Origin of the sequence: Pseudomonas sp. CFBP 13710 (genome assembly GCF_014842235.1) — a bacterium.
GTDB classification, from domain to species: domain Bacteria; phylum Pseudomonadota; class Gammaproteobacteria; order Pseudomonadales; family Pseudomonadaceae; genus Aquipseudomonas; species Aquipseudomonas baltica.
Genome location: NZ_JACYVJ010000002.1, coordinates 618,156 through 643,680, shown reverse-complemented (window position 1 = coordinate 643,680; position 25,525 = coordinate 618,156). Strand labels below are relative to the sequence as shown.

The window sequence follows — 25,525 nt, the reverse complement described above, 5'->3', positions numbered from 1 at the left end:
GAATCGCACGATGGCGGGTCACGCTTGAGTATCCACACCTACACCAAGTACCCCGCCACGGCCCTCGGCGACGAGTCGCCGCTGGCCTGGATCAGTGAACACATCCACCAGCACTATCTGGGCCATCGGCACACCTTCGTGGTGGCCATCGCCGGCAGCGTCGCCGTGGGCAAGAGCACCCTGTCCACGCTGCTCAAGGAGCGGTTCGAGCGCTGGCCGCAAGCACCGCGGGTCGAGGTGGTCAGCACCGATGGTTTTCTGTATCCCAACCGGATTCTGGAACAACGCCAGTTGATGCCCCGCAAGGGCTTCCCGGAAAGCTATCGCACCGACGACCTGAAGGCGTTTCTGCATGACCTCAGGCAAGGTGTGCGCGGTTTGCAGGTGCCGGTCTATTCACAGGCGCTCAAGGACATCGACACCCACTTCCACCTGATCGACCAGCCCGACATTCTCATTCTGGAAGGCCTGAACATCCTGCAGCTGGACCACGCCCACGACTTTTCCATCTACCTGGATGCGCCTACTGCGGACATTCGTCACTGGTACATGGAACGCTTCATGAGCCTGACCACTCTATCGGGCGACGCTGCACAGGCGCGCGCCGACTATTTGTGGGAAGAGGTCAACCTGAAGAACCTCACGGAAAACATCCTGGTGACCCGCGATCGGGCGCAGATGATTCTGCACAAGGCACCGGACCACCGCATCGACGAGGTCTGGCTGCGCGAAGGCGACCTGCCCGTGCATTCATCCAGCAGTTGAGGACACCGGTTCCATGCATGACTACAAGTGGCTGAACGAGTACTGCCTGAATCGCTTCGGCTCGCAGAAGGCGCTGGAAGCGCGTTTGCCGACGGCCAAGTCTGCGGCGCAGCTGCGCAAGATCAGCGCCGACCGCTACCTGTCCACCATGGCCCTGAGGGTCTTCCGCGCAGGCTTGAAGCACAGCCTGGTCGACTCGAAATGGCCTGCCTTCGAAGAGGTGTTCTTCGGCTTCGATCCGGAGAAAATCGTGCTGATGGGCGCCGAGCGCCTGGAACGGCTGATGCAGGACACGCGCATCATCCGCCATTTCGGCAAACTCAAGAGCGTGCCGCGCAACGCCCAGATGATTCTCGACGTGGCCATGGAACACGGCAGTTTCGGTGACTTCATCGCCGATTGGCCGGTAGAGGACATCACCGGGCTGTGGCAGTACATCGCCAAGCATGGCAATCAGATGGGCGGGTTGTCGGCGCCACGCTTCCTGCGCATGGTGGGCAAGGACACCTTCATTCCCAGTTGGGACGTGGTAGCGGCGCTGAGCGCCCAGGAGATCGTCGACAAGGTGCCCAGTTCCAAACGCGATCAGGCGGCGGTCCAGGCGGCATTCAATCAGTGGCATGCCGAAAGCGGTCGACCGATGTGCCAGCTCTCGGCGATGCTCGCCTTTACCGTGAACCACTGATGCACTGATGCATCCGTTTGGTTGCAGGGCCCGGCTCGCGGTCCTGCTCTGCTGCTGTCCCGCGACAGCGTGTCCGTGCATACCCTTGTGTACATGTCCGCTTGCAACTGCCTTTCCTGAGCACCGATCGAAGCGGCAAATCTCGTCTACGCTTAGCCTCCAAGGGCACGACTGCCCTGGGCATGCCTGTGGCCGACGTGCTCGACGTCAAAATGTCATGAGCGTCACCTACGTTGGCTCGGGTATTGCTGAATCCAGATCAATCCAGTCGTCGACAGTCCCCTCGTTTCGATAGGCGCCCATAGGAGCACCGGATGAAAAAGCTTTTCCTGGCCACACTGTTAGGTTCGAGCATCGCGTTGTGCAATCTGGCTTCGGCCGCAGATACCGATCTGCAAACCCTTGAAGCCGCGGCCAAGACCGAAGGCATGGTCAACAGCGTCGGCATGCCCGACGCCTGGGCCAACTGGAAGGGCACCTGGGACGACCTGGCCAACAAGTACGGCCTCAAGCACATGGACACCGACATGAGCTCGGCGCAAGAAGTGGCCAAGTTCGCCGCCGAGAAAGACAACGCCAGTGCCGATATCGGCGATGTCGGTGCAGCGTTCGGCCCCATCGCCACCAAACAGGGCGTGACCCAGGCCTACAAGCCGTCCACCTGGGCGCAGATCCCCGATTGGGCCAAGGATGCCGATGGCCACTGGATGCTGGCCTACACCGGCACCATCGCTTTCATCGTCAACAAGCAGCTGGTCAAACCCGAAGATGCCCCAAAGAGCTGGGCGGACCTGAAGAACGGCAAGTACAAGGTGGCCATTGGGGATGTCAGCACCGCAGCCCAGGCAGCCAACGGCGTGCTGGCGGCAGCGATCGCCTTCAAGGGCGATGAAAGCAACCTGGCGCCGGGCCTGCAACTGTTCACCGAACTGGCCAAGCAGAAACGCCTGTCCCTGGCCAACCCGACCATCCAGACCCTGGAAAAAGGCGAGATCGAAGTGGGTGTGGTCTGGGACTTCAATGGCCTGAGCTATCGCGACCAGATCGATCCGAAACGCTTCGATGTGCTGATCCCTTCGGACGGGTCGGTGATTTCCGGCTACACCACCATCATCAACAAGTACGCCAAGCACCCGAATGCCGCGAAGCTGGCCCGCGAGTACATCCTCAGCGATGCCGGGCAGATCAACCTGGCACGCGGCTACGCCCGACCGATCCGTGCGGACCACATCAAGCTGCCGGATGATGTCGCGGCCAAGCTGCTGCCAGCCGAGCAGTATCGCCATGTCACGCCAATCAAGAATCCGGACGTCTGGGAAGCAAGCTCCAAGGCCCTGCCACAGCAGTGGCAGGAACAGGTGATCTTCGAAATGCAGTGATCGCGGTGCATCAGGTAGGGCCTCTTCGCGGGCAGAGCCCGCTCCCACATGAGCAGGAGCGTCGATCCCTGTGGGAGCGGGGCTCTGCCCGCGAAGAGGCCAACACCGATCACCTCCGATACCCCGCAACATCTGTAGGAGCGGTCAGCGGCCGCGAAGCCGCCAACGCCGACATCCCTGACACCCCGGAGCCATGCAACAGTGACCACCCCCACCCGCGGCAGAACCCTGGCCCTGCTACTGCTGGTGCCCTTCGCCCTGTTCTTTTTCGTCTTCCAGATCGCTCCACTGGCCTGGGTGGCGATCCACAGCGTGCAGACCGACGCCGGTTGGAGCCTGGACAACTTCAGCAAGGCCTTCGGCTCGCGGTTCTATCGCCAGGCCATCCAGTTCAGCCTGGAAATCAGTTTCTGGTCGAGCCTGTTCGGCATCGTCATCGCCGTCATCGGCGCCAGTTCACTGCGACGGGTCGACTCACGGCTACGGGATTTCGTCAGCGCCTTCGCCAACATGACCAGCAACTTTTCCGGCGTACCGCTGGCGTTCGCCTTCATCATCCTGCTGGGTTTCAATGGCGCGATTACCATGATGCTCAAGCAAAGCGGCCTGATCGACGATTTCAACCTGTACTCCAAGACTGGCCTGATCATCACCTACACCTATTTCCAGATCCCGCTGGGCGTACTGCTGCTCTACCCCGCTTTCGACGCGTTGCGCGAAGACTGGCGCGAGTCCGCTGCCCTGCTCGGGGCCAACGGCTGGGCCTACTGGCGCCACATCGGCCTGCCGGTGCTGACCCCTGCGCTGCTGGGCACCTTCGTCATCCTGCTGGCCAATGCCCTGGGTGCCTACGCCACGGTGTACGCGCTGACCACCGGCAATTTCAACGTGCTGCCGATCCGCATCGCCGCCATGGTGGCCGGCGACATCAGTCTGGACCCCAACCTGGCCAGCGCCCTGGCCATGATTCTGGTGGGGCTGATGACCCTGGTCACCCTTGTCCATCAATGGCTGTTGCGCAGGAGCTACCATGTCGCGCGCTGAACTCGACGCACCCGGCCTCTACCACCGGGCCGTGGTCTGGCTGCTGTTCCTGATTCTGCTGCTGCCGTTGGCCGGTACCCTGCTGTACTCGGTCGCCACCAGCTGGTCGGCATCGATCCTGCCCAGCGGGCTGACCTTCAAGTGGTACCTGCAGCTGTGGGGCGACCCGCGATTCCTCCAGGCCTTTGGCCAGTCGCTGGTGGTCTGCGTCGGTGCGCTGGTGCTGTCGGTGCTGGTGATCCTGCCGCTGCTGTTCGTGGTGCACTACCACTTTCCGCGGCTGGATGCGCTGATGAACATTCTCATCCTGCTGCCCTTTGCCGTGCCCCCGGTGGTGTCTTCGGTAGGCCTGTTGAACCTGTACGGCTCGGGACCGCTGGCCATGGTCGGCACACCCTGGATCCTGATCGGCTGCTATTTCACCGTGGCCCTGCCGTTCATGTACCGCGCCATCACCAACAACCTGCAGGCGATCAACCTGCGCGACCTGATGGACGCAGCGCAGCTGTTGGGCGCCAGCACGTTCCAGGCGGCTGTTCTGGTGGTGCTGCCCAACCTGCGCAAAGGCCTGATGATCGCCCTGCTGCTCTCGTTCTCGTTCCTGTTCGGCGAGTTCGTGTTCGCCAACCTGCTGGTGGGCACCCGCTACGAAACCCTGCAGGTCTACCTGAACAACATGCGCAACAGCAGCGGCCACTTCAACAGTGCGCTGGTGATCTCCTATTTTCTTTTCGTGTTGCTGCTCACCTGGGGTGCCAATCGCTTGAACAAGGACAAAGACTGATATGAGCTTCGTCAGCGTCGAAAGACTGGATAAGCGCTACGGCACTACCGAGGTATTCAGCGATATCAGCTTCACCGTCGAGCGAGGCGAATTCATCACCCTGCTCGGGCCCTCCGGCTGCGGCAAGTCGACCCTGTTGCGCGCCATTGCCGGGCTGACCCCGATCAATGCCGGCACAATCCTGCTCGATGGCCAAAACCTTGCTCCGCTTGGCCCGCAGAAGCGCGATATCGGCATGGTCTTCCAGAGCTATGCCTTGTTTCCCAACATGAACGTGGAACAGAACGTCGCCTTCGGCTTGCGCATGCAAAAGGTCAAGGGCGCCGAAAGCTCACGCCGCGTGGCCGAGGTCCTGGCGCTGGTGGAGCTGGGTGAGTTTGCCGGGCGCTATCCCCATCAGTTGTCCGGCGGCCAGTGCCAACGGGTCGCCCTGGCCCGCTCGCTGGTCACCCGCCCGCGCCTGTTGCTGCTCGACGAGCCCCTGTCGGCCCTGGATGCACGTATCCGCAAGCACCTGCGCGAGCAGATCCGGCAGATCCAGCGGGAACTGGGTCTGACCACGATTTTCGTCACCCACGACCAGGAAGAGGCGTTGACCATGAGCGACCGCATCTTCCTGATGAACAAGGGCCGCATCGTCCAGAGCGGCGATGCGCAAAGTCTGTACACGGCGCCGGTCGATGCGTTCGCTGCCGGTTTCATCGGCAATTACAACCTGCTCGATGCCGCCCAAGCCAGCGCCCTGCTGCAGCGGCCGATCCACACCCGCGTGGCGATTCGCCCGGAAGCCATCGAACTGGGGATTGACGGTGCCCTGGACGGCGAGATCCGCAGCCATAGCCTGCTGGGCAACGTAATCCGCTACCGGGTGCAGGCCCACGGCGTGCAGTTGCTGGTGGACGTGCTCAACCGTACCGCCGCCGACCTGCTGCCCGACGGCCAAAGGGTGTCCCTGACGATTGGGCCAGACGCACTTTGTGAGGTAGCCTGAGCGTCTTTCCACGGGAGGTTCCACATGGCTCTAGCGATTTTCGATCTCGACGAAACCCTGATCCACGGCGACTGTGCTTCGCTCTGGAGCGAACAGATGGGTCGCCTCGGCTGGGTCGATCCCGAGTCCTTCATGCGCCGCGACCACGAGCTGATGCAGGCCTACAACGAGGGTCGGCTGGCCATGGAAGACTACATGGCGTTCAGCCTGGAGCCCATGCTCGGGCGCACGCCGGAAGAGGTCGAACACCTGGTCGAGCCGTGGGTGGAAGATTTCATCGAGCCGATCATTTTCAGCGACGCCACCCGCACCATCGCCGCCCACCGCGCGGCCGGTGACCGCATCCTGATCATTTCCGCCTCGGGCATTCACCTGGTCGGGCCCATCGCGGCGCGCCTGGGCGTCGACGATGTGCTGGCCATCGAGCTCGAGCTCAAGCACGGCACCTACAGTGGCAATACGGTGGGCGTACTGACCTACCGCGAGGGCAAGATCAAGCGCCTGCGCGAATGGATGCACGACGAGGGTGAAACCCTGCAAGGCGCAAGCTTCTATTCGGACTCACGCAACGACCTGCCGCTGCTGCTGGAAGTACCGGCGCCTCATGCGGTCAACCCCGACCCGGTGCTGCGCGAGCATGCCGAAAAGGCCGGCTGGCCGATCCATCAATGGCGCTGATGGTTGCGCCGATAGACCTCTTCGCCCATGGCAGCGATCTGACCTTCGATGAGCGCGTCGAAGGGCTTGAGCAAAGCCTGAAAGGATGCCGGTGATTCGAGCACTTCCAGCGCCTGGGTGATGGCTTCGAGGGTCGATAATGCGCCGGGGCCGGGTGCCTTGCGCAAGCGATAGCGCGAAGGCTCGGCGGTTGCCAACTGAACCCCGGGCAAGGCGGCCAGTAACGGATTGAGGTGCAGCAGTTTGCGTGCCTTGCGCCAGGTACCATCCGGTACCACCAGCAGCCTGCGCTGGGCGGCGGGCTCGTAGGCGCTCAATGCTTCGCTGTGTTCCCCGGGAAACAGCAGGCAGGGCTGATATCCCGGCTGGGCCAGCCACTGGGGCAGGTCTTCGAAGATTTCGCCGACTTTGATTTCGCACTGCTGCAGGCCCAACGCAGCCAGGCGCGCGGTGTTGAGGGCGTGATCGACCTCGCTGGGGTGCTGCAGGATCAGCACCCGCGTATGGCTGGGCAGGTTCGGGATCAGGGCGCACAGGCAGTGGGCCAGGGGGCGGTGGCAGCGCGGGCATTGGGGTCTGGACATGCGCAATTGTGCCACGGCGCGGCGAACAGGCAACACCTTGCTCGATCGATCAGCACGGAAAAAGTCACCCATGGTGCCGCTAAACCTTTGTACCCACGTGGCCGATCCGCTCTAATGTAAACCCCACTGTCCCAGGACCTTGCCGCAATGAAATACTGCTGCGCATTACTTCTCAGCTTGCTGTCTCTTACTGCCCAGGCCACGGAGATCGGTGAACGCCTGGGTCCGTGGACCCTGCTCGACCAATTCGAACAACCCTACTCGCTCAGCGACCAGACCCAGTTGATCATCGTCGCACGCAGCATGGACGCCGCCCAGTTGATGGGGACTGCAATGGAGAAGCGGCCCAAGGAATTTCTCGAATCACGGCATGCGGCCTACATCGCGGATATCGAGCACATGCCTTCGGTGGCCAAGTGGATCGCCATCCCGGGCATGAAGAAACTCAACTACCGCATCCTGCTGGACGAAGAGGGCCGGGTGGCGCCGCGCTACAACGGTGATCGGGAAACCGTGCAGTGGCTGGAACTCAAGGATGGCGTAGTGGTTGACATCAAGACCTTCAATGACCCGCAGCAACTGGCCAGCGCGCTCTCGGCGCGCTGAGCCACTGCCGCTCACACCGGCCGGACCGGAATCCTGAAACTGGCGCGCAGGCCGTCTTCGCCACTGTCGAAGTCCAGGCTACACCCGCAACGTTGGGCGATGGCCTGAACGATCGCCAGGCCCAGCCCGCAACCGGCACTGGCGCGGCTGCGCCAGAAACGCTGGGTAAGGTGTTGCAAATCTTCGGCACCGATGCCAGGGCCGAAGTCGCGCACCGTGAAGCAGACCCAGCCAGGCTCGGTGGCCAGTGTCAGCCAGACCGGCGCCCGGTCGGGGCTGTGCCGCAGGGCATTGTCGATCAAGTTGCGCAGCGCCTGTACCGCGAGGGTCGACGGCATGCCCAACGCAATCGACGGCAACTGCGGCGGCATGTGCAACTCGACCCGCCAACGATCCGTCTGACTGGCATCGCCGATGGCCAGGCGCGCCACGTGTTCGGCACTGCACGGTGCCCCATCATCGAACGACAGACTGCCCTCGACTCGCGCCAGCAGCAGCAACTGCTCGAGCGTGCGCTGCAGCCGGTCGGCGCCTTCCTCGGCGTGCGCCAGAGCCTGCTCATGGGCAAGGCCGGTGGTCATGCGGGCCACCTGCAAGTGGGTCTTGATCGCGGTCAGCGGGCTGCGCAACTCATGCGCCGCATCGCCTGTCAGTTGTCGCTCGCGCTCGAGGGTGCGTCCGATGCGCAGAAACAGCTGGTTCTGGGTGTCCAGCAACGGCTGCAGTTCGCTGGGCAGCGACTTCAGCACCAGCGGGTCGAGGGCATCGACATCGCGCTTGCGCAGCGCCTCGCACATCCGGTTGAGAGGCGCCAGGCCCTTGCCGATACCCAGCCAGAGCATCGCGATGCTGCCGAGCAGGGCCATGAGCACCGGCGCGGAGGCAGCCAGCATGACCGAACGGTTCAAGGCTTCGCGTTCCAGTTCGCGGTCGGCGGTGGTGATTCGCACATCGTCACGGGCCAGGGTAAAACTGCGCCAGTGCTCGCCATCGATGGCCTGATCGTGAAAACCGGTGCGCTGATCGTCCAGCACCTGGTCGGCATTGCTGTGGCTGCGGGCAAGGATTTCGCCGCGCAACGAGCTGATCTGGCAGGCGATGCCATCAGGAATGCTCCATTGGTCGGCACTGAAGCGGGTGCCTTCGCCCTGTGCCGCAAGCGGTTGCGGCAAACGGTCTACCATGCCGGCGACCATGCGTGCCGAGGCCACCAGACGCTGGTCCAGAGAGAACATCATCTGGCTGCGCAGATCGCGGAACATCCAGGTGGCGGCGAGTGCCCAGATGACCACGAAGGCCGCGCCGAGGATCAGGCTCAAACGCAGACGCAGGCTCATGGGGCCTCTTTTGGTTCGGTGTGGGCCGGGCCCAGGCGGTAGCCCAGCCCGCGGACGGTTTCGACGATGCCGTTACCCAGCTTTCGGCGCAGGTGGTGAATGTGCACGTTCAATGCATTGCTTTCCACTTCGTCACTGAAGCCGTAGACGCTGTCCTTGAGCTGTTCGCCGGAGAGGACGCGGCCGCGGTTCTGCAGCAGGGCGTACAACAGCGCCTGTTCGCGGCGGGACAGGTCAATGGCCTGGCCGGCCAGCCAGGTCTGCCGGGTGCTGGGATCATGCTGCAGCGGGCCATGTTCGATCATGTTCAAGGTGCGGCCAGCCACGCGGCGCTGCAGGGTGTGCAGCCGCGCGCACAGTTCGCGCAGGTCGAAGGGTTTGAGCAGGTAGTCGTCGGCGCCTGCCTGCAACCCGGCGACCCGGTCGCTGACGCTGTCGCGGGCGGTCAATACCAGCACCGGCAGAGCCACCCCACGCTGGCGCAGGCGGTGGAGCAGTTTGATACCGTCTTCGTCGGGCAGACCCAGATCCAGCACCAGCACATCGAAGCTGGCTGCCTGCAGCATGGCCTGCGCGGCCGAGGCGGTGGCCACCCGGTCGACGTTCAGCCCCTGGGCATTGAGCCCGGCGACGATGCCGCTGGCGATCAGGTCGTCGTCTTCGCAAAGCAATACGTGCATGACAGCGCTCGAAGAATAAAGGCCGCACAGTGACGGGCCGTGATTAACACAACATTATGCCCCTGATACAGGGTAGGAGCGGTCATTGGCCGCGAAAAACGCACCGCGGTGCATCTGTGCGAACTGCACTGGCCCTTCGCGGCCACGGACCGCTCCTACAATGCGCTGAACAGCGCCCCCTGTAGGAGCGGCCATCGGCCGCGAAGCTGGCGCTGCGGTCTGTCTGATATACCGTGCCGCCCTTTCGCGGCCACGGACCGCTCCTACAGGGAGATATCGAGTGCACACAGTGACAATGGTCTGGAGCTGGTTAACCATCGGTTAACCTTGATGCAGCCATACTTGTCGGATCACTTCATCAGGATCTGTTGTCATGTTGAGCCTTGCCGTAGGGCCTTTCGCCCTTTCCCTGCATCACCTGCTGATATTGCTGGCGCTGGGCTTGGCCAGCCTCGTGGGCTGGCAGCTGGCGCGCAAGGGGTTTGGCAGCAATCCAGAAGCGCTGATATTTCGCCTGTTCCTGCTGTGCCTGGTGGTCGCGCGCGGGGCTTTCGTGCTGCGCTATTGGGCGCAGTATCGGCAGGATCTCTGGCAGATTCCAGACATCCGCGATGGCGGTTTCCTGCTGTGGCCGGGCTTGCTGGTGAGTGCTCTGGTGGCGTTGGTGTGTGCCTGGCGGCGCCCGTTAATACGCCGCACGCTGGGCTGGAGCCTGGCCAGCGGCCTGTTGTTCTGGACGCTCGCCAGCGTCGGCAGCCACGGGTATCAGCAGGCGCGGCACTCGCAGTTGCCCGAGGTCACCTTGAACACCGCCACAGGCCAACCCGTAGCGCTGCGCAGCTACGGTGGCAAACCTATGATAATCAACCTCTGGGCAAGCTGGTGCCCACCCTGCAGACGAGAAATGCCTGTGCTGCTGGAAATGCAGAAACTTCACCCTGAGGTGCGTTTTCTGTTCGTGAACCATGGCGAAACCGCGCAGATCGTGGCGAGCTTCGCCGGGACGACGGGGCTGGATTTGACTCAGGTGCTATTCGACCGCCAAGGCGAACTGGGCCGCGCGCTGGGTTCGGTCGCGCTGCCGACCACGCTGTTCTACAGCAGCGAAGGAAAGCTGCTCGGCAGCCATCTCGGCGAATTGTCGAAAGCCAGCCTGCAGCATGCGCTGGAAACCTTCCCAGCCCAATAAGCACACCACCCCACCGCAACCCCGTAGCAGCGGCGCAAGCCGCGTCGGCGGTGGATGCGGCAATCCTGGACGAACGCGTTGGATCCGGACGCGGCTCGCGCCGCTGCTACAGAGATCCAACCCCCCGTAGCAGCGGCGCAAGCCGCGTCGGCGGTGGATGCGGTAATCCTGGACGAACGCGTTGGACCCGGACGCGGCTCGCGCCGCTGCGACAGAGATCTAACCCCCCGTAGCAGCGGCGCAAGCCGCGTCGGCGGTGGATGCGGTGATCCTGGACGAACGCCGTTGGACCCGGACGCGGCTCGCGCCGCTGCTACAGAGATCTAACCCCCTGTAGCAGCGGCGCAAGCCGCGTCGGCGGTGGATGCGGTCACGCTAGAGGAATCAGCGCTCCAGCAGGATCCGCAGCATGCGACGCAGCGGCTCGGCGGCGCCCCACAGCAGTTGGTCGCCGACGGTGAACGCGCCCAGGTACTGCGAGCCCATGTTCAACTTGCGCAGGCGCCCGACCGGGATGTTCAGCGTGCCGGTAACCTGTGTAGGCGTGAGTTCCTGCATGCTCGCTTCGCGGCTGTTCTGCACCAGCTTGACCCATGGGTTGTGCTGGCTGATCAGCCCTTCGATGTCCGCCATCGGCACGTCCTTGTTCAACTTGATGGTCAACGCCTGGCTGTGGCAGCGCATCGCACCGATACGCACACAGATACCATCCACCGGGATCGGGCTCTTGAACCGTCCCAGAATCTTGTTCGTCTCGGCCTGGGCTTTCCACTCTTCACGGCTCTGCCCATTCGGCAGTTCCTTGTCGATGTAGGGGATCAGGCTGCCAGCCAGTGGCACACCGAAGTTCTCGGTCGGGTAACCCTCGCCACGCATGGCTTCGGCGACCTTGCGATCGATGTCCAGAATGGCACTGGCCGGGTTGGCCAGGTCATCGGCAACCGAGGCATGGGTGCTGCCCATCTGCCTGATCAGCTCGCGCATGTTCTGTGCGCCGGCGCCCGAAGCCGCCTGGTAGGTCATGGCACTCATCCACTCCACCAGACCGGCCTCGAACAGCCCGCCCAGGCCCATCAGCATCAGGCTTACGGTGCAGTTGCCACCGATGTAGTTCTTGGTGCCGGCATCCAGTTGCTGGTCGATCACCCGGCGGTTGACCGGGTCGAGCACGATCACCGCGTCATCCTGCATGCGCAGGCTGGAAGCCGCGTCGATCCAGTAACCCTGCCAGCCGGCCTCGCGCAGCTTGGGGAATACCTCGCTGGTGTAGTCGCCACCCTGGCAGGTCAGAATCACGTCGAGTGTCTTCAGCTCTTCAATGCTGTAGGCATCCTTGAGCGGGGCAATGTCCTTGCCGACCGCCGGGCCCTGGCCGCCGACATTGGAAGTGGTGAAAAACACCGGCTCGATCAGATCGAAGTCCTGCTCTTCCAGCATCCGCTGCATAAGCACGGAACCGACCATACCGCGCCAACCGATCAGACCTACACGTTTCATCGCAACTACACCTTCTTGAAAAGTGGGCCGCTGCTGTCGATGGAAAGTCGCAGCGGGCCCAAGAGATTACAGATTCCGCAGCGCGGCGACTACTGCATCGCCCATTTCCTGCGTACCGACCCGTGTGGTGCCCTCAGACCAGATATCGCCGGTGCGCAAGCCCTGGTCCAGCACCAGGCTGACCGCCTGCTCGATGGCAGCGGCAGCATCGTGCTGGTTGAAGCTGTAACGCAGCATCATCGACACCGACAGAATGGTCGCCAGCGGGTTGGCGATGCCTTGCCCGGCGATGTCCGGCGCCGAACCGTGGCAGGGCTCGTACATGCCCTTGTTGTGGGCGTCCAGCGAGGCCGAAGGCAACATGCCGATGGAGCCGGTAAGCATCGACGCCTCATCGGAAAGAATGTCGCCGAACAGGTTGTCGGTGACCATCACGTCGAACTGTTTCGGCGCGCGCACCAACTGCATCGAGGCGTTGTCGACGTACATGTGGCTCAGCTCGACATCGGGATAATCCTTGCCGATCTCCTCGGCAACTTCGCGCCACAGCTGGCTGGAAGCCAATACGTTGGCCTTGTCCACCGAGCACAGCTTCTTGCCGCGCACCTGGGCCATGTCAAAGCCGACGCGCACGATGCGGCGGATTTCGCTCTCGCTGTACGGCAGGGTGTCGTAGGCCTGGCGCTCGCCGCCTTCCAGTTCGCGCACACCACGCGGCGCGCCGAAGTAGATGCCGCCGGTCAGCTCACGGACGATGAGGATGTCCAACCCGGCAACGATTTCCGGCTTCAGGCTGGAAGCATCGGCCAGTTGCGGGTAGAGAATGGCAGGACGCAGGTTGGCGAACAGGCCCAACTGCGAGCGAATCTTCAGCAGACCGCGTTCCGGGCGAATATCGCGCTCGATCTTGTCCCATTTCGGCCCGCCCACCGCGCCCAGCAGCACCGCGTCGGCGGCACGGGCACGTGCCAGGGTCTCGTCGGCCAGCGGCACGCCATGCTTGTCGATGGCAGCGCCGCCGATCACGTCGTGGGCCAGTTCGAAGCCCAGCTGGAACTTGGCGTTGGCCAGTTCCAGCACCTTGACCGCTTCGGCCATGATTTCCGGGCCGATGCCGTCGCCTGGGAGAATCAGAATCTGCTTGCTCATGCGTTCCTCGTTAATTCCGGTAATACGGCATGCCCTCGGGCGGGCCGTGAATAAATGCTCAACGCTGGGCCCACAACACCAGCACGTCGGTACTGAACGAGCCATTGTCGTCGATCTGGTAATACTCGCGCACCTCGGCGCCCACGGCTTGCTGCAAGGCGCGGATGGCCGCACGCATGACCTCGGGCGTGCGCATGCGCTCGACCCACGAGGCGTATTCAAGGCGCAGGCGCTGGCGAGTGTGCCCGCGTACCTGCAGGCCCGCTTCATTGACCTGGCTCAGCCATTCGCCGGCACTGTAGTCGCGCACATGGCTGGTGTCGCGCAGCACTTCGACACTTTGCAGATGGGTATCGAGCAGCGGGCTGCCCGGCGACATCACGTCGATGAAGCAGGCCACGCCACCGGGTTTGAGCACACGGCGCACTTCGCGCAGGGCCAGGCCGAGGTCGCTCCAGTGATGCGCCGAATAGCGGCTGAACACATAGTCGAAGGCGGCGTCGGCGAACGGCAGCCGCTCGGCCGGGCCGAGTTCGGTGCTGACATTGCCCAGCCCCCGCTCGCTGGCAGCGCTGGCGACCACGTCGAGCATCTGTTGCGACAGATCATAGGCCACCACCTGCTTGACCAGTGGCGCGCTATGAAAACTGACGTGGCCGGCGCCACACCCCAGGTCCAACAGCCGAGCCTGGGACTGGCCCGCCAGCTCCGCCTGAAGCAGCGCAAATTCCGCGCCCTGGGCGTGAACGGTGCTGCTCAGGTAGGCCGAAGCCTGTTCACCGAACTGTTTCTGCACGACTTGGGTGTGCTGGGTCATGGGCTGGGCTTCCTTGTGCCTGGGTTTTCGGTGGCCTTGCGGGCCTCTTCGCGCGTAGAGGACTCGCCGCCCATGTGGGAGCGGGCTCTGCCCGCGAAGAGGCCAAACCTGCCTACACCAATCAATCACGAAACAACCAAGGCTGGCTGGCCCGATGCTTGGCCTCGAACGTCGCAATCGCCTTACCGTCCTGCAAGGTCAGGCCGATATCGTCCAACCCATTCAACAGGCAGTGCTTGCGAAACTCGTCGATCTCGAAGCTGTAGACCTTGCCGCTCGGGCTGGTCACGCTCTGGGTCGCCAGGTCCACGGTCAACTGGTAACCCGGCGCGGCCTCGACTTCCTTGAACAGCTCATCGACTTGCTCATCACTGAGGATGATCGGCAGCAAGCCGTTCTTGAAGCTGTTGTTGAAGAAGATATCTGCATAGCTCGGCGCGATCACGGCGCGAAAGCCATACTCATCCAACGCCCACGGCGCATGCTCGCGGCTGGAACCGCAACCGAAGTTCTCCCGCGCCAGCAGCACGCTGGCACCTTGGTAGCGCTGGTGATTGAGGACAAAATCCTTGTTCAATGGACGCTTGGAATTGTCCTGGTAAGGCTGACCGACATCCAGGTAGCGCCATTCGTCGAACAGGTTCGGGCCAAAGCCGGTGCGCTTGATCGACTTCAAGAACTGCTTGGGAATGATCTGGTCGGTGTCGACGTTGGCACGATCCAACGGAGCGACCAGGCCGGTGTGTCGAGTGAAGGCTTTCATGCTGCGTTCCCCTGGATCAATTCACGAACGTCGACGAAACGACCGACGACGGCGGCTGCGGCGGCCATGGCCGGGCTGACCAGATGGGTACGCCCGCCGGCGCCCTGGCGGCCCTCGAAGTTGCGGTTGGAGGTCGATGCGCAGTGCTCGCCCGACTCCAGCCGGTCCGGGTTCATCGCCAGGCACATGGAGCAGCCCGGCTCACGCCACTCGAAGCCCGCCTCGAGGAAAATCTTGTCCAGGCCTTCGCGCTCTGCCTGCGCCTTGACCAGGCCCGAGCCTGGCACGACGATGGCCTGCTTGATGGTCGAGGCCACCTTGCGGCCCTTGGCGATCACTGCGGCGGCGCGCAAGTCTTCGATGCGTGAATTGGTGCACGAGCCGATGAACACGCGGTCGAGCTGAATGTCAGTGATCGCCTGGTTGGCGGTCAGGCCCATGTATTTCAGCGCGCGCTCGATGGAACCGCGCTTGACCAGATCCGACTCGCGCGCCGGGTCCGGCACGTTCTGGTCAACGGCCAGGACCATTTCCGGCGAGGTCCCCCAGCTGACCTGCGGCTTGATCTGCGCGGCATCCAGGCGCACCACGGTGTCGAAGTGGGCATCGGCGTCGGATACCAGCCCTTTCCACGACTCCACCGCCTTGTCCCAATCAGCGCCGCTGGGCGCGAACGGCCGACCCTTGACGTAGGCGACGGTCTTTTCATCGGCAGCCACCAGCCCCACGCGGGCGCCGGCCTCGATCGACATGTTGCAGATTGTCATGCGGCCTTCCACCGACAGGTCGCGAATGGCGCTGCCGGCAAACTCGATGGCATGGCCATTGCCGCCGGCGGTGCCGATCTTGCCGATCACGGCCAGCACGATGTCCTTGGCGGTCACGCCAAACGGCAAGGCACCTTCGACCAACACCTGCATGTTCTTCATTTTCTTGGCCACCAGGCACTGCGTGGCGAGCACGTGCTCGACCTCCGAGGTACCGATGCCATGGGCCAGGGCACCGAAGGCACCGTGGGTCGAGGTGTGCGAATCGCCGCAGACCACGGTCATGCCGGGCAAGGTCGCGCCCTGCTCCGGGCCGATGACATGGACGATACCCTGGCGTACGTCGTTCATCTTGAATTCGGTGATGCCGTACTCGTCGCAGTTGTCGTCAAGGGTCTGCACCTGCAGACGCGACACTTGGTCGGCGATCGCGCCGATGCCGCCCTTGCGTTCCGGGGTAGTCGGCACGTTGTGGTCGGGCGTGGCAATGTTGGCGTCGATGCGCCACGGTTTGCGGCCGGCCAGGCGCAAGCCTTCGAACGCCTGGGGCGAAGTCACTTCGTGGATGATGTGACGGTCGATGTAGATCAGCGCCGAGCCATCGTCGCGCTGCTTGACCAAATGCGAATCCCAGAGCTTGTCGTAGAGCGTTTTGCCGGCCATCAGACGTTTCCTCATCAGTCTTGCTGTCTTTTCTATGCCTATAACCGCTTGGCTTGTAGGGGTGATGCTATGAGGTTATCTTGAATAACTCAAATTCATAATTTTCATACTTTGGATAACCAAAAGGAATTCGCGCATGGACCTGGCCAGTCTCAATGCCTTTATAGCCATCGCCGAAGTGGGCAGTTTTTCCAGGGCCGGGGATCGGCTGCACCTGACCCAGCCGGCGATCAGCAAACGCATCGCCGGGTTGGAATTGCAGCTGGGCGTGCGTTTGTTCGATCGCCTGGGCCGCGAAGTCAATCTGACCGAGGCCGGCCGGGCCCTGCTGCCACGCGCCTACCAGATTCTCGATGTGCTGGAAGACACCCGCCGCGCCCTGACCAACCTGAGCGGCGACGTGACGGGCCGCCTGACCCTCGCCACCAGCCACCACATCGGTCTGCACCGATTGCCCTCGCTGCTGCGCACCTACACGCGGATGTACCCCAAGGTCGCCCTGGACATCCAGTTTCTCGATTCGGAAGTGGCCTATGAGGAGATCCTGCACGGACGTGCGGAGCTGGCGGTGATCACCCTGGCGCCCGAGCCCCATCACCTGGTGCGCTCGGTACCGGTGTGGCATGACCCGCTGGATTTCGTCGCCGCCCCGGAACATCCGCTGGCCCTGCAGGCGGTGGTGAAGCTGAGCGATATCGCCGAACATCCAGCGGTGTTTCCGGGCGGCAATACTTTCACCCACCACATCGTCAGCCGCCTGTTCGAGGCGCAAGGCCTGAGCCCGAACATCGCCATGAGCACCAACTACCTGGAAACCATCAAGATGATGGTGTCGATCGGCCTGGCGTGGAGTGTGCTGCCGCGCACCATGCTCGACGAGCAAGTGGCGCGCTTCCAGCTACCCGGTGTGCAGCTGAGCCGCCAGTTGGGTTATATCCTGCACACCGAACGGACCCTGTCGAATGCGGCGCGGGCCTTCATGGCGCTGCTCGACGACCAGGCCGGCACACTGGCTTCGGCGCAATCAGGGCTGGGCACCGAGCAGTAGCCGGCCGCTGCTGATCAACGTGGCGTAGCCGCCGATCTTGACTCGTTCGCCTTCCATCCGGCAAAACAGCTCGCCACCCCGCGCCGAGCACTGGTAGGCAGTGAGGCTGGTCTTGACCAGACGCCTCGACCAGTACGGGATGAGGCTGCAATGGGTGGAGCCGGTGACCGCGTCCTCGTCGATGCCGATGGCAGGTGCGAAGTAGCGCGAAACGAAGTCCTGATGGTCGCCCCGGGCGGTAATGATCACCCCGGGCCAGGGCAAGCGTGCCAGGGCCGCCATGTTCGGGCGGCACTGGCGTACCGCCTGCTCCGACTCCAGCAGGACGAACAGCGACGCCGCCGCCATTACGTCGACCGCTTCGCAACCCAAGGCACGCTCGACCTCCAGGGTCAGGCCCAACTGCTCCTCGGGCATCATCGCCGGGAAGTCCAGCCAGAGCCGGTCGCCCTCACGGCTGACGGTAAGGTTGCCCGAGCGGCTGGCGAACGACAGGCTCGACGCTGTCTCCCCATAGACATGAAACAGCACGTAGGCGCTGGCCAGAGTCGCATGGCCACACAAGGGCACTTCGGTGCGCGGGGTGAACCAGCGGATGTGCCAGCCCTGCGCTTCGCGAACCAAAAACGCGGTCTCCGCCAGGTTGTGCTCGGCGGCGATCTTCTGCATCAGCTCATCGGCCAGCCAGCTGTCGAGGCGGTAGACCATTGCCGGGTTGCCAGCAAAAGGCTGTTGGGTAAACGCATCGACCTGATGGAAATCCAGTTGCATGGCAATCCTCGCTGTTGCGGAAAGGGGTGGCGGCCAAGCCGTCTGGCTATCGGCGTTCGACTCGTCGAGTCGATGAATAATTTCCTTGGTGCATCAAGGGCGGCCGATATCGGCGAAGCGACCCTGGGTGTGCTCGGCCAGCAGCTGCGGCGCCAGCTCGACTTCCAGCCCGCGCCGACCGGCGCTGACGAACATGCTGGGCAATGCCTCGGCGGTTTGGTCGATGAAGGTCCGCAAGCGCTTCTTCTGCCCCAGCGGGCTGATCCCGCCCAGCAGATACCCCGTGGCCCGCTGCGCAGCCTGCGGATCTGCCATCTCGCATTTCTTCACGCCGGCCGCATGCGCGAGCGCCTTGAGATCCAGGGTGCCGGTCACCGGCACCACTGCCACCAGCAGCTCGCTTCTTTCGGTCGCCGCCAGCAGTGTCTTGAACACCCGCGCGGCGGTCAGACCGAGCTTTTCCACCGCTTCGAGTCCATAGGAAGCTGCCTTGGGATCATGTTCATAGGCATGCACTCGATGCTCGGCGCGGTGTTTCTTCAAGAGGTCCAGGGCGGGGGTCATGCAGGGACTCCAGACAAATAAAAAACATGCCCGGCATTAGGACACAGGCGGGCAAGCCACGCCAACCGTGGCTTTGCCGGAAATGCGCGGAAAAGTTCGCAGGCAATGAACGAACTCGTTCGCTTTCGACCTTTGACAGCGGCGTTTCTTGTCTATATTTTTTCGTTTGTGAAGATAGGCACGATAGTACAATGTGCTCAAAGGCTGTACTGCGACGTGCGATGGGGATCGTACGACGACAGATTCCAGGCGCCGAAAACGGCGTCAGACAAAAAAAACAATTGGGGTAATACACGATGACCGCACAGCAACAACCGACCCTGTCGGGCCAGTGCACTGCCGAGTTTCTCGGCACCGCACTGCTTATCTTCTTCGGCACAGGCTGCGTCGCGGCGCTCAAGGTCGCAGGTGCCAGCCTCGGCCTGTGGGAAATCAGCATCATCTGGGGCGTCGGCGTGAGCATGGCGATCTACCTGACGGCGGGCGTGTCCGGTGCCCATCTGAACCCTGCGGTCAGCATCGCCCTGTGCCTGTTCGGCGGCTTCGAGAAACGCAAGCTGCCCTTCTACATTCTGGCTCAGGTGGCAGGCGCGTTCTGTTCCGCAGCACTGGTCTATACCCTCTACAGCAGCCTGTTCTTCGATTACGAACAAACCCACGGCATCGTCAGGGGCACGCAAGCGAGCCTCGAAACGGCGAGCATCTTCTCCACCTACCCCCATGCGGCGCTGTCTATCGGTCAGGCCTTTTTGGTCGAGATGGTCATCACCGCCATCCTGATGGCGGTGATCATGGCCCTGGGCGACGAGCACAACGGTCTTCCGCGCGGGGCCATGGCGCCCCTGCTGGTGGGCTTGCTGATCGCCGTGATCGGCAGTGCCATGGGCCCGCTGACCGGCTTTGCCATGAACCCGGCCAGGGATTTCGGTCCAAAGCTGATGACGTTCATCGCCGGCTGGGGTGAAATAGCCTTCACCGGTGGCCGCACGATTCCCTATTTCATCGTTCCCATCGTGGCGCCGATCGTAGGTGCCTGCCTGGGCGCCGGCGCGTACCGGGTACTGATCGCACGCCATTTGCCAAACTCGAACAACGGGTCGGCCGAAGCGTCCGCATCGAAGGTGCAGGCCTCCTGAGCCTGCACAAACACCACATTCCGCATTTATTGCACACTTGCGCAAGGCCATCGACATGACCGATACCGACAACAAGAACTACATCATTGCCCTGGACCAAGGTACCACCAGCTCCCGGGCGATCATTTTCGACCGCGACGCCAATGTCGTCGGCACCTCGCAGCGCGAATTCGTCCAGCACTATCCGCAGGCCGGATGGGTCGAGCACGACCCGATGGAAATCTTCGCCACCCAGAGCGCGACCATGGTCGAGGCCTTGGCCCAGGCCGGGCTGAGCCACGCCCAGGTTGCGGCCATCGGCATCACCAACCAGCGTGAAACCACCGTAGTGTGGGACAAGAACAGCGGTCGCCCGATCTACAATGCCGTGGTCTGGCAGTGCCGACGCAGCACCGAGATCTGCCAGCAGCTCAAGCGCGACGGCCTGGAAGACTACATCAAGCAGACCACCGGCCTGGTGGTCGACCCGTACTTTTCCGGCACCAAGCTGAAATGGATCCTCGACAACGTCGAAGGCAGCCGCGAGCGCGCACGCAACGGCGAGCTGCTGTTCGGCACCGTCGATAGCTGGCTGATCTGGAAATTCACTGGCGGCAAGGTGCACGTCACCGACTACACCAACGCCTCGCGCACCATGCTCTTCAACATCCACACCCTGGAGTGGGACGAGAAGATGCTGCAGACCCTGGACATCCCGCGCGAGATGCTTCCAGAGGTCAAGTCGTCGTCGGAAATCTACGGCCATACCAAGAGCGGCATCGCCATTGCCGGGATCGCCGGCGACCAGCAGGCCGCCTTGTTCGGTCAGATGTGCGTCGAGCCTGGCCAGGCCAAGAACACCTATGGCACCGGCTGCTTCCTACTGATGAACACTGGCAAGAAGGCCGTCACGTCGCAGCACGGGATGCTCACCACCATCGGCTGCGGCCCGCGTGGCGAAGTCGCCTACGCCCTGGAAGGCGCCGTGTTCAACGGCGGCTCGACCGTGCAGTGGCTGCGCGACGAACTGAAGATCGTCAACGACGCCTACGACACCGAATATTTCGCCAGCAAGGTGAAGAACACCAACGGTGTCTACCTGGTGCCGGCGTTCACCGGCCTGGGCGCGCCCTACTGGGACCCCTATGCCCGTGGCGCGCTGTTCGGCCTGACCCGCGGCGTACGCGTCGACCACATCATTCGCGCGGCGCTCGAATCGATTGCCTACCAGACCCGCGACGTGCTCGACGCCATGCAACAGGACTCCGGCGAGCGCCTGAGCGCCTTGCGCGTGGACGGCGGCGCGGTGGCCAACAATTTCCTCATGCAGTTCCAGGCCGACATTCTCGGCACTCCGGTGGAGCGTCCGCAGATGCGCGAAACCACGGCCTTGGGTGCCGCCTACCTGGCGGGCCTGGCGTGCGGCTTCTGGGGCAGCCTGGATGAGTTGCGCGGCAAGGCCGTGATCGAGCGTACCTTCGAGCCTCTGCTCGACGAAACCGGCAAGGAAAAACTCTACGCCGGCTGGAAAAAGGCCGTCGAACGCACCCGTGACTGGGAACCGCACGAAGAGCAGTGACCAAGTGAAGGCGCAGACCGGGCGGTTCCGGCCTGCGCAAGTGCGGTCCATGGAATCACTTCTGGCGATGGGGCCCGTTCCTGCGGCATCATGCATGCTTTTGCATGGCAGCCAAAGGAAGCCCCATGAACCTGCCTCCCCGCCAACAGCAGATCCTTGAACTGGTACGCGAACGCGGCTATGTCAGCATCGAGGAAATGGCCCAACTGTTCGTCGTGACGCCGCAAACCATCCGGCGTGACATCAACCAGCTGGCCGAGGTCAACCTGCTGCGTCGCTATCACGGTGGCGCCGCCTACGATTCGAGCATCGAAAACACGGCCTACGCCATGCGTGCCGACCAGATGCGCGACGAGAAACAGCGCATCGCCGAGGCGATTGCCGCCCAGATCCCCGACCACGCCTCGCTGTTCATCAATATCGGCACCACCACCGAATCCATCGCCCGCGCCCTGCTCAACCACAGCCACCTGAAGATCATCACCAACAACCTGCACGTAGCCTCGATCCTCAGCGGCAAGGACGACTTCGACGTGCTGCTGGCCGGCGGCAACGTACGCCGTGACGGCGGCGTGGTGGGCCAGGCGAGTATCGACTTCATCACCCAGTTCAAGGTCGACTTCGCCCTGGTCGGCATCAGTGGTATCGACGAAGACGGCAGCCTGCTGGACTTCGACTATCAGGAGGTTCGCGTCAGCCAGGCGATCATCGCCAATGCGCGCCAAGTCATTCTGGCCGCCGACTCGAGCAAGTTTGGCCGCAATGCCATGGTCCGCCTGGGCCCGATCAGCCTGATCGATTGCCTGGTCACCGACCAACCGCCCGTGCCCGCCTTGCTGCAATTGCTGCAGCAACACAAGATCCGCCTCGAGATCGTCTGACCCTGTGGCAGCGGCGCAAGCCGCCCTGCCCGTCCACAATCCCCACCTGGCAACGCCCACGGCGCATCAGCTTCGCTTCTGATGTTCGTATTTCTTCGCTTTGACCCCCTTCGATCAACAATTTCAATCATCTTCGACTGGCTAAGCCCTTCGTATTGGGCTAGTATTTTCGAAATTGAACATTGATGTTCGAATTCAAAGCACTCATTCGAACGCTCCTTGATAAACGCAGGAGGCTGCCATGCCCCATTCGACCTTGCCCCGCCAACCGCTGGCTGAAATCTACGACGTCGCCGTGATCGGTGGTGGCATCAATGGCGTGGGGATTGCCGCCGACGCTGCCGGGCGTGGGCTTTCCGTGTTTCTCTGCGAGAAGGACGACCTGGCCAGCCACACCTCTTCGGCCAGCAGCAAGCTGATCCACGGCGGCCTGCGTTATCTGGAACACCACGAATTCCGCCTGGTACGCGAGGCACTGGCCGAACGCGAAGTGTTGCTGGCCAAGGCTCCGCACATCGTCAAGCCCATGCGTTTCGTCCTGCCGCACCGGCCCCATCTGCGTCCTGCCTGGATGATCCGCGCCGGGCTGTTCCTCTACGACAACCTGGGCAAGCGAGAAAAGCTGCCAGGCTCGCGCAGCCTGCGCTTCGGCGCCGACAGTGCGTTGAAGCCGGAAATCACCCGCGGTTTCGAATATTCCGACTGCTGGGTCGACGACGCTCGCCTGGTGGTACTGAACGCCATGGCAGCGCGAGAAAAAGGCGCACACATCCATACCCGCACCCGCTGTGTCGACGCGAAGCGTGTAGACGGTGTGTGGCAGGTCAATCTGCAGCGTGAGGACGGCAGCACGTTCACCCTCAAGGCGCGCGCGCTGGTCAATGCGGCCGGGCCCTGGGTAGCGAAGTTCATTCGTGACGACCTGCAGTTGCAATCCCCATACGGCATCCGCCTGATCCAGGGTAGCCACCTGATCGTGCCACGCCTGTACGAAGGCGAGCAGGCGCACATCCTGCAGAACGAAGACCAGCGCATCGTCTTCACCATCCCGTACCTGGATCGCTTCACCATCCTGGGCACCACCGACCGTGAATACACGGGCGACCCGTCCAAGGTGGAGATCACCGAGGCCGAGGCCGACTACATTCTCAAAGTGGTGAACGCCCACTTCAAGAAACAGGTCAGCCGCAGCGATGTGGTGCGCACCTATTCGGGCGTTCGCCCGCTGTGCAACGACGAGTCGGACAACCCATCGGCCATCACCCGCGACTACACCCTGTCGCTCAGCGGCGGCCAGGGCGAGGCGCCGATCCTTTCGGTGTTCGGCGGCAAGTTGACCACTTACCGCAAGCTGGCCGAGTCGGCCATGGCACAGTTGAAGCCATTCTTCGCGCAGATGCGCGGTAGCTGGACGGCGACCAGTGCCCTGCCCGGTGGCGAAGACATGAGCACGCCGCAGGCCCTGGCTCAGGACATGCGGGTGAAAGCTCCCTGGCTGCCAAACGGCCTGGCCGAGCGTTGGGCGGTCAGCTACGGCAGCCGCAGCTGGCGCTTGATCGAAGGTGCACAGTCGGTAGCCGATCTTGGCGAGGAATTGGGCACGGGGCTGTTCAGCCGCGAAGTCGATTACCTGTACGAGCAGGAATGGGCCACCCGCAGCGAAGACGTGCTGTGGCGTCGCAGCAAGCTGGGGCTGTTCGTCGATGATGCGGCCACGGTTCGCCTGGATGCTTACCTGGCGAAAGTCGACGCCAGCCGGGCCAATACCCAGGCGGCTTGAGCGCTGTCAGCAACGAAAAACGCCCCGTAAGGGGCGTTTTGCATGGCGCGCGACGGGCCCGGAGGGCTCAGCGCCGAGGGCGCTGCCGAGGCCGGTGGTTGTCGGCCGGGATAGGCACAGGCTGTGGTGGCGGCGGCACCAGCCCCAGTGCGACAGCCAGATCGTGGAGCCAGTTGTACAAGTTACCGTTCATATCGCCCCCCTTCAGGGAAAAGCCCGAACGACGGTCATGGTCCGTCGCTTCTGTTCGATCATAGCGCTAAGCGACGTAGGATGCATTCACGCACTTGTGTCGAAAAGTCGCAGTCCTACGTATTGATCATCTGCCGGGCAAGTAATTCATTACCTTATCCACGTTCGTAATCGTCGGCGCACCCACTGCTCGGCGCTGACCAAGGTGATGCCCAGCAGTACGAACAGCGCGCCCAGAATGAAATTCACGCTCAGCGGTTCGCCCAGCAGCAGCACACCGAACGTCACGCCGAACAGCGGGGTCATGAACGAGAACACGGCCAGATTGGACGCCAGGTAGCGTCGCAGCAGCCAAAACCAGATCAGGAAGCTGGCGAAAGACACCACCACCCCTTGGAACAATACGCTGGCGATGCCGACCGGGGTAAAACTGACCTGCGTGAACTGCCCCGTGGCCAGGGCGATGAGCAACAATCCGATCACGCAGACGATTAGCTGGTAGAACAGCGTCAGCGTCACGGGTGCTTCTGAGAGGCGCGAGGTGCGCACCACCACCGTGGTCGCGCCCCAGCACAAGCCTGCCATCACGCCCAGTGCATCACCCAGCAGCATGCGTCGGTCCAGATGTTGCCAGGAAATTCCGCCGGCGAAAGCGAAGGCGATACCGCTGAACGCCAGGGCAATGCCCAGCCATTGCAGGGGCCGCAGGCGCTCTCCGGGTAGCAGGGCGTGCAAGCCAAGCGCCGTGAACACCGGGGCGGTGTAGAGAAAGACCGACATGTGCGCTGCCGAGGTCAGCTTCAGGCCTTCGGCGATGAACAAGAATTCCAGCCCGAACAGCGAACCGGCCAGCAACCCGGCGCGCCAGGTGTAGGGCATGTGCGCCCAGCCCCCGCGCCAGCACATCAGTGCGGCCACCAGGACCGCGGAAATGCCCGAGCGCATGGCCGCCTGCATCACCGGAGCGATATCGGGCGCGGCCCACTTTATGGTGACCTGCTGGATACCCCAGATCAGGCACAACCCGAGCATGACCTTGAGCGCGAATCCATCGGGTTGACGGCGTTCGATGCTCATCGGCGAATTGACCACGACATGACGATGCCTTCAGGCAATGAGGAATCGCCAGTGTAACAAGCCACGCGTCACAAGGCTTTCGCGGCGGAAGGTTGCGCCCACACAGGCACACCATGTCGCCTGCTTCGCGGCCGCGGACC

General features: G+C 62.9%; 26 protein-coding genes. 14 read left to right on the top strand and 12 right to left on the bottom strand.

Features of this window, described 5'->3' with window-relative positions; genetic code table 11:
* Window positions 1–24 precede the first annotated feature (24 nt).
* From IFT44_RS07550 to IFT44_RS07520, 7 genes are all read left to right on the top strand, one after another.
* The gene (locus tag IFT44_RS07550) at window positions 25–765 is read left to right on the top strand and encodes a type I pantothenate kinase (RefSeq protein ID WP_122479198.1); all 741 of its coding nucleotides are present in this window, start codon (window positions 25–27) and stop codon (window positions 763–765) included.
* A 13-nt stretch (window positions 766–778) separates the two neighbouring features.
* Window positions 779–1,450: a DNA-3-methyladenine glycosylase I gene (locus IFT44_RS07545; RefSeq protein ID WP_122479199.1), complete on the top strand. Its 672-nt coding sequence runs from the start codon at window positions 779–781 to the stop codon at window positions 1,448–1,450.
* A 314-nt stretch (window positions 1,451–1,764) separates the two neighbouring features.
* The gene (locus IFT44_RS07540; RefSeq protein ID WP_192175689.1) at window positions 1,765–2,829 is read left to right on the top strand and encodes an ABC transporter substrate-binding protein; all 1,065 of its coding nucleotides are present in this window, start codon (window positions 1,765–1,767) and stop codon (window positions 2,827–2,829) included.
* Between the two features lie 201 nt (window positions 2,830–3,030).
* The gene (locus IFT44_RS07535) at window positions 3,031–3,873 is read left to right on the top strand and encodes an ABC transporter permease subunit (RefSeq protein WP_122479201.1); all 843 of its coding nucleotides are present in this window, start codon (window positions 3,031–3,033) and stop codon (window positions 3,871–3,873) included.
* Window positions 3,860–4,657, top strand: coding sequence for an ABC transporter permease (locus IFT44_RS07530; RefSeq protein WP_122479202.1), 798 nt, complete (start codon window positions 3,860–3,862; stop codon window positions 4,655–4,657). The genes IFT44_RS07535 and IFT44_RS07530 overlap by 14 nt, the downstream gene beginning before the upstream one ends.
* 1 nt (window position 4,658) lies before the next feature.
* Window positions 4,659–5,648 (top strand): ABC transporter ATP-binding protein, encoded by a 990-nt coding sequence (locus IFT44_RS07525; protein ID WP_192104207.1) that lies wholly within the window; start codon window positions 4,659–4,661, stop codon window positions 5,646–5,648.
* 24 nt (window positions 5,649–5,672) lie between these two features.
* Window positions 5,673–6,326: an HAD family hydrolase gene (locus IFT44_RS07520; RefSeq protein WP_192175688.1), complete on the top strand. Its 654-nt coding sequence runs from the start codon at window positions 5,673–5,675 to the stop codon at window positions 6,324–6,326.
* On the opposite strand, the gene IFT44_RS07515 is transcribed toward IFT44_RS07520, so the two are convergent.
* Complete coding sequence (locus IFT44_RS07515) at window positions 6,314–6,910, bottom strand: tRNA-uridine aminocarboxypropyltransferase (protein WP_192175687.1); 597 nt, start codon at window positions 6,908–6,910, stop codon at window positions 6,314–6,316. The genes IFT44_RS07520 and IFT44_RS07515 overlap by 13 nt on opposite strands.
* A 147-nt stretch (window positions 6,911–7,057) precedes the next feature.
* On the opposite strand from IFT44_RS07515, the gene IFT44_RS07510 reads away from it, so the two are divergent.
* Window positions 7,058–7,516 carry an FAD/FMN-containing dehydrogenase gene (locus tag IFT44_RS07510; RefSeq protein ID WP_192136896.1) on the top strand — a complete coding sequence of 153 codons (459 nt, stop codon included), beginning with the start codon at window positions 7,058–7,060 and terminating at the stop codon, window positions 7,514–7,516.
* An 11-nt stretch (window positions 7,517–7,527) separates the two neighbouring features.
* Here IFT44_RS07510 and IFT44_RS07505 read toward each other — a convergent pair whose 3' ends face one another.
* Entirely contained in the window at window positions 7,528–8,853 is a 1,326-nt protein-coding gene (locus IFT44_RS07505; RefSeq protein ID WP_192175686.1) for an ATP-binding protein, read from the bottom strand.
* Entirely contained in the window at window positions 8,850–9,533 is a 684-nt protein-coding gene (locus IFT44_RS07500) for a response regulator (protein ID WP_122479207.1), read from the bottom strand. The genes IFT44_RS07505 and IFT44_RS07500 overlap by 4 nt, the downstream gene beginning before the upstream one ends.
* Before the next feature lie 373 nt (window positions 9,534–9,906).
* On the opposite strand from IFT44_RS07500, the gene IFT44_RS07495 reads away from it, so the two are divergent.
* On the top strand, window positions 9,907–10,722 hold the full coding sequence (locus IFT44_RS07495; protein ID WP_192175685.1) for a TlpA disulfide reductase family protein: 816 nt from the start codon (window positions 9,907–9,909) through the stop codon (window positions 10,720–10,722).
* A 384-nt stretch (window positions 10,723–11,106) separates the two neighbouring features.
* On the opposite strand, the gene asd is transcribed toward IFT44_RS07495, so the two are convergent.
* The 5 genes from asd to leuC form a co-directional block, all read right to left on the bottom strand.
* Window positions 11,107–12,219, bottom strand: a complete 1,113-nt coding sequence (asd, locus tag IFT44_RS07490) for an aspartate-semialdehyde dehydrogenase (protein ID WP_122479209.1) — start codon at window positions 12,217–12,219, stop codon at window positions 11,107–11,109.
* Window positions 12,220–12,285: 66 nt separating this feature from the next.
* A complete protein-coding gene (gene leuB / locus IFT44_RS07485) occupies window positions 12,286–13,368 on the bottom strand; it encodes a 3-isopropylmalate dehydrogenase (RefSeq protein WP_192175684.1) in 1,083 nt (360 codons plus the stop codon).
* A 58-nt stretch (window positions 13,369–13,426) separates the two neighbouring features.
* Window positions 13,427–14,185: a class I SAM-dependent methyltransferase gene (locus IFT44_RS07480; RefSeq protein ID WP_192175683.1), complete on the bottom strand. Its 759-nt coding sequence runs from the start codon at window positions 14,183–14,185 to the stop codon at window positions 13,427–13,429.
* Between the two features lie 121 nt (window positions 14,186–14,306).
* Entirely contained in the window at window positions 14,307–14,948 is a 642-nt protein-coding gene (gene leuD, locus IFT44_RS07475) for a 3-isopropylmalate dehydratase small subunit (RefSeq protein ID WP_192175682.1), read from the bottom strand.
* Complete coding sequence (leuC, locus tag IFT44_RS07470) at window positions 14,945–16,378, bottom strand: 3-isopropylmalate dehydratase large subunit (protein WP_192175681.1); 1,434 nt, start codon at window positions 16,376–16,378, stop codon at window positions 14,945–14,947. Before leuC ends, leuD begins: the two co-directional genes overlap by 4 nt.
* A gap of 136 nt (window positions 16,379–16,514) precedes the next feature.
* Between leuC and IFT44_RS07465 the strand changes: the two genes are divergently transcribed.
* Window positions 16,515–17,426 (top strand): LysR family transcriptional regulator, encoded by a 912-nt coding sequence (locus IFT44_RS07465; RefSeq protein WP_185793883.1) that lies wholly within the window; start codon window positions 16,515–16,517, stop codon window positions 17,424–17,426.
* Here the strand turns inward: IFT44_RS07465 and IFT44_RS07460 are convergent.
* Entirely contained in the window at window positions 17,403–18,197 is a 795-nt protein-coding gene (locus IFT44_RS07460; RefSeq protein WP_192136902.1) for a PhzF family phenazine biosynthesis protein, read from the bottom strand. The two genes, IFT44_RS07465 and IFT44_RS07460, sit on opposite strands and share 24 nt — an antisense overlap.
* A 93-nt stretch (window positions 18,198–18,290) precedes the next feature.
* A complete protein-coding gene (gene ybaK / locus IFT44_RS07455) occupies window positions 18,291–18,761 on the bottom strand; it encodes a Cys-tRNA(Pro) deacylase (protein WP_122479216.1) in 471 nt (156 codons plus the stop codon).
* 296 nt (window positions 18,762–19,057) lie between these two features.
* Between ybaK and IFT44_RS07450 the strand changes: the two genes are divergently transcribed.
* From IFT44_RS07450 to glpD, 4 genes are all read left to right on the top strand, one after another.
* A complete protein-coding gene (locus tag IFT44_RS07450; protein ID WP_185793885.1) occupies window positions 19,058–19,897 on the top strand; it encodes an MIP/aquaporin family protein in 840 nt (279 codons plus the stop codon).
* Window positions 19,898–19,952: 55 nt separating this feature from the next.
* On the top strand, window positions 19,953–21,455 hold the full coding sequence (gene glpK, locus IFT44_RS07445) for a glycerol kinase GlpK (protein WP_122479712.1): 1,503 nt from the start codon (window positions 19,953–19,955) through the stop codon (window positions 21,453–21,455).
* Between the two features lie 125 nt (window positions 21,456–21,580).
* Window positions 21,581–22,336, top strand: coding sequence for a DeoR/GlpR family transcriptional regulator (locus IFT44_RS07440; protein WP_043187404.1), 756 nt, complete (start codon window positions 21,581–21,583; stop codon window positions 22,334–22,336).
* A 241-nt stretch (window positions 22,337–22,577) separates the two neighbouring features.
* Entirely contained in the window at window positions 22,578–24,116 is a 1,539-nt protein-coding gene (gene glpD, locus IFT44_RS07435) for a glycerol-3-phosphate dehydrogenase (RefSeq protein WP_192175680.1), read from the top strand.
* 67 nt (window positions 24,117–24,183) lie between these two features.
* On the opposite strand, the gene IFT44_RS21270 is transcribed toward glpD, so the two are convergent.
* Together IFT44_RS21270 and IFT44_RS07430 are read right to left on the bottom strand one after the other, a co-directional pair.
* Window positions 24,184–24,309: a PA1414 family protein gene (locus IFT44_RS21270; protein WP_286916280.1), complete on the bottom strand. Its 126-nt coding sequence runs from the start codon at window positions 24,307–24,309 to the stop codon at window positions 24,184–24,186.
* A 149-nt stretch (window positions 24,310–24,458) separates the two neighbouring features.
* Window positions 24,459–25,385: a DMT family transporter gene (locus IFT44_RS07430; protein WP_122479219.1), complete on the bottom strand. Its 927-nt coding sequence runs from the start codon at window positions 25,383–25,385 to the stop codon at window positions 24,459–24,461.
* Window positions 25,386–25,525: the final 140 nt, after the last annotated feature.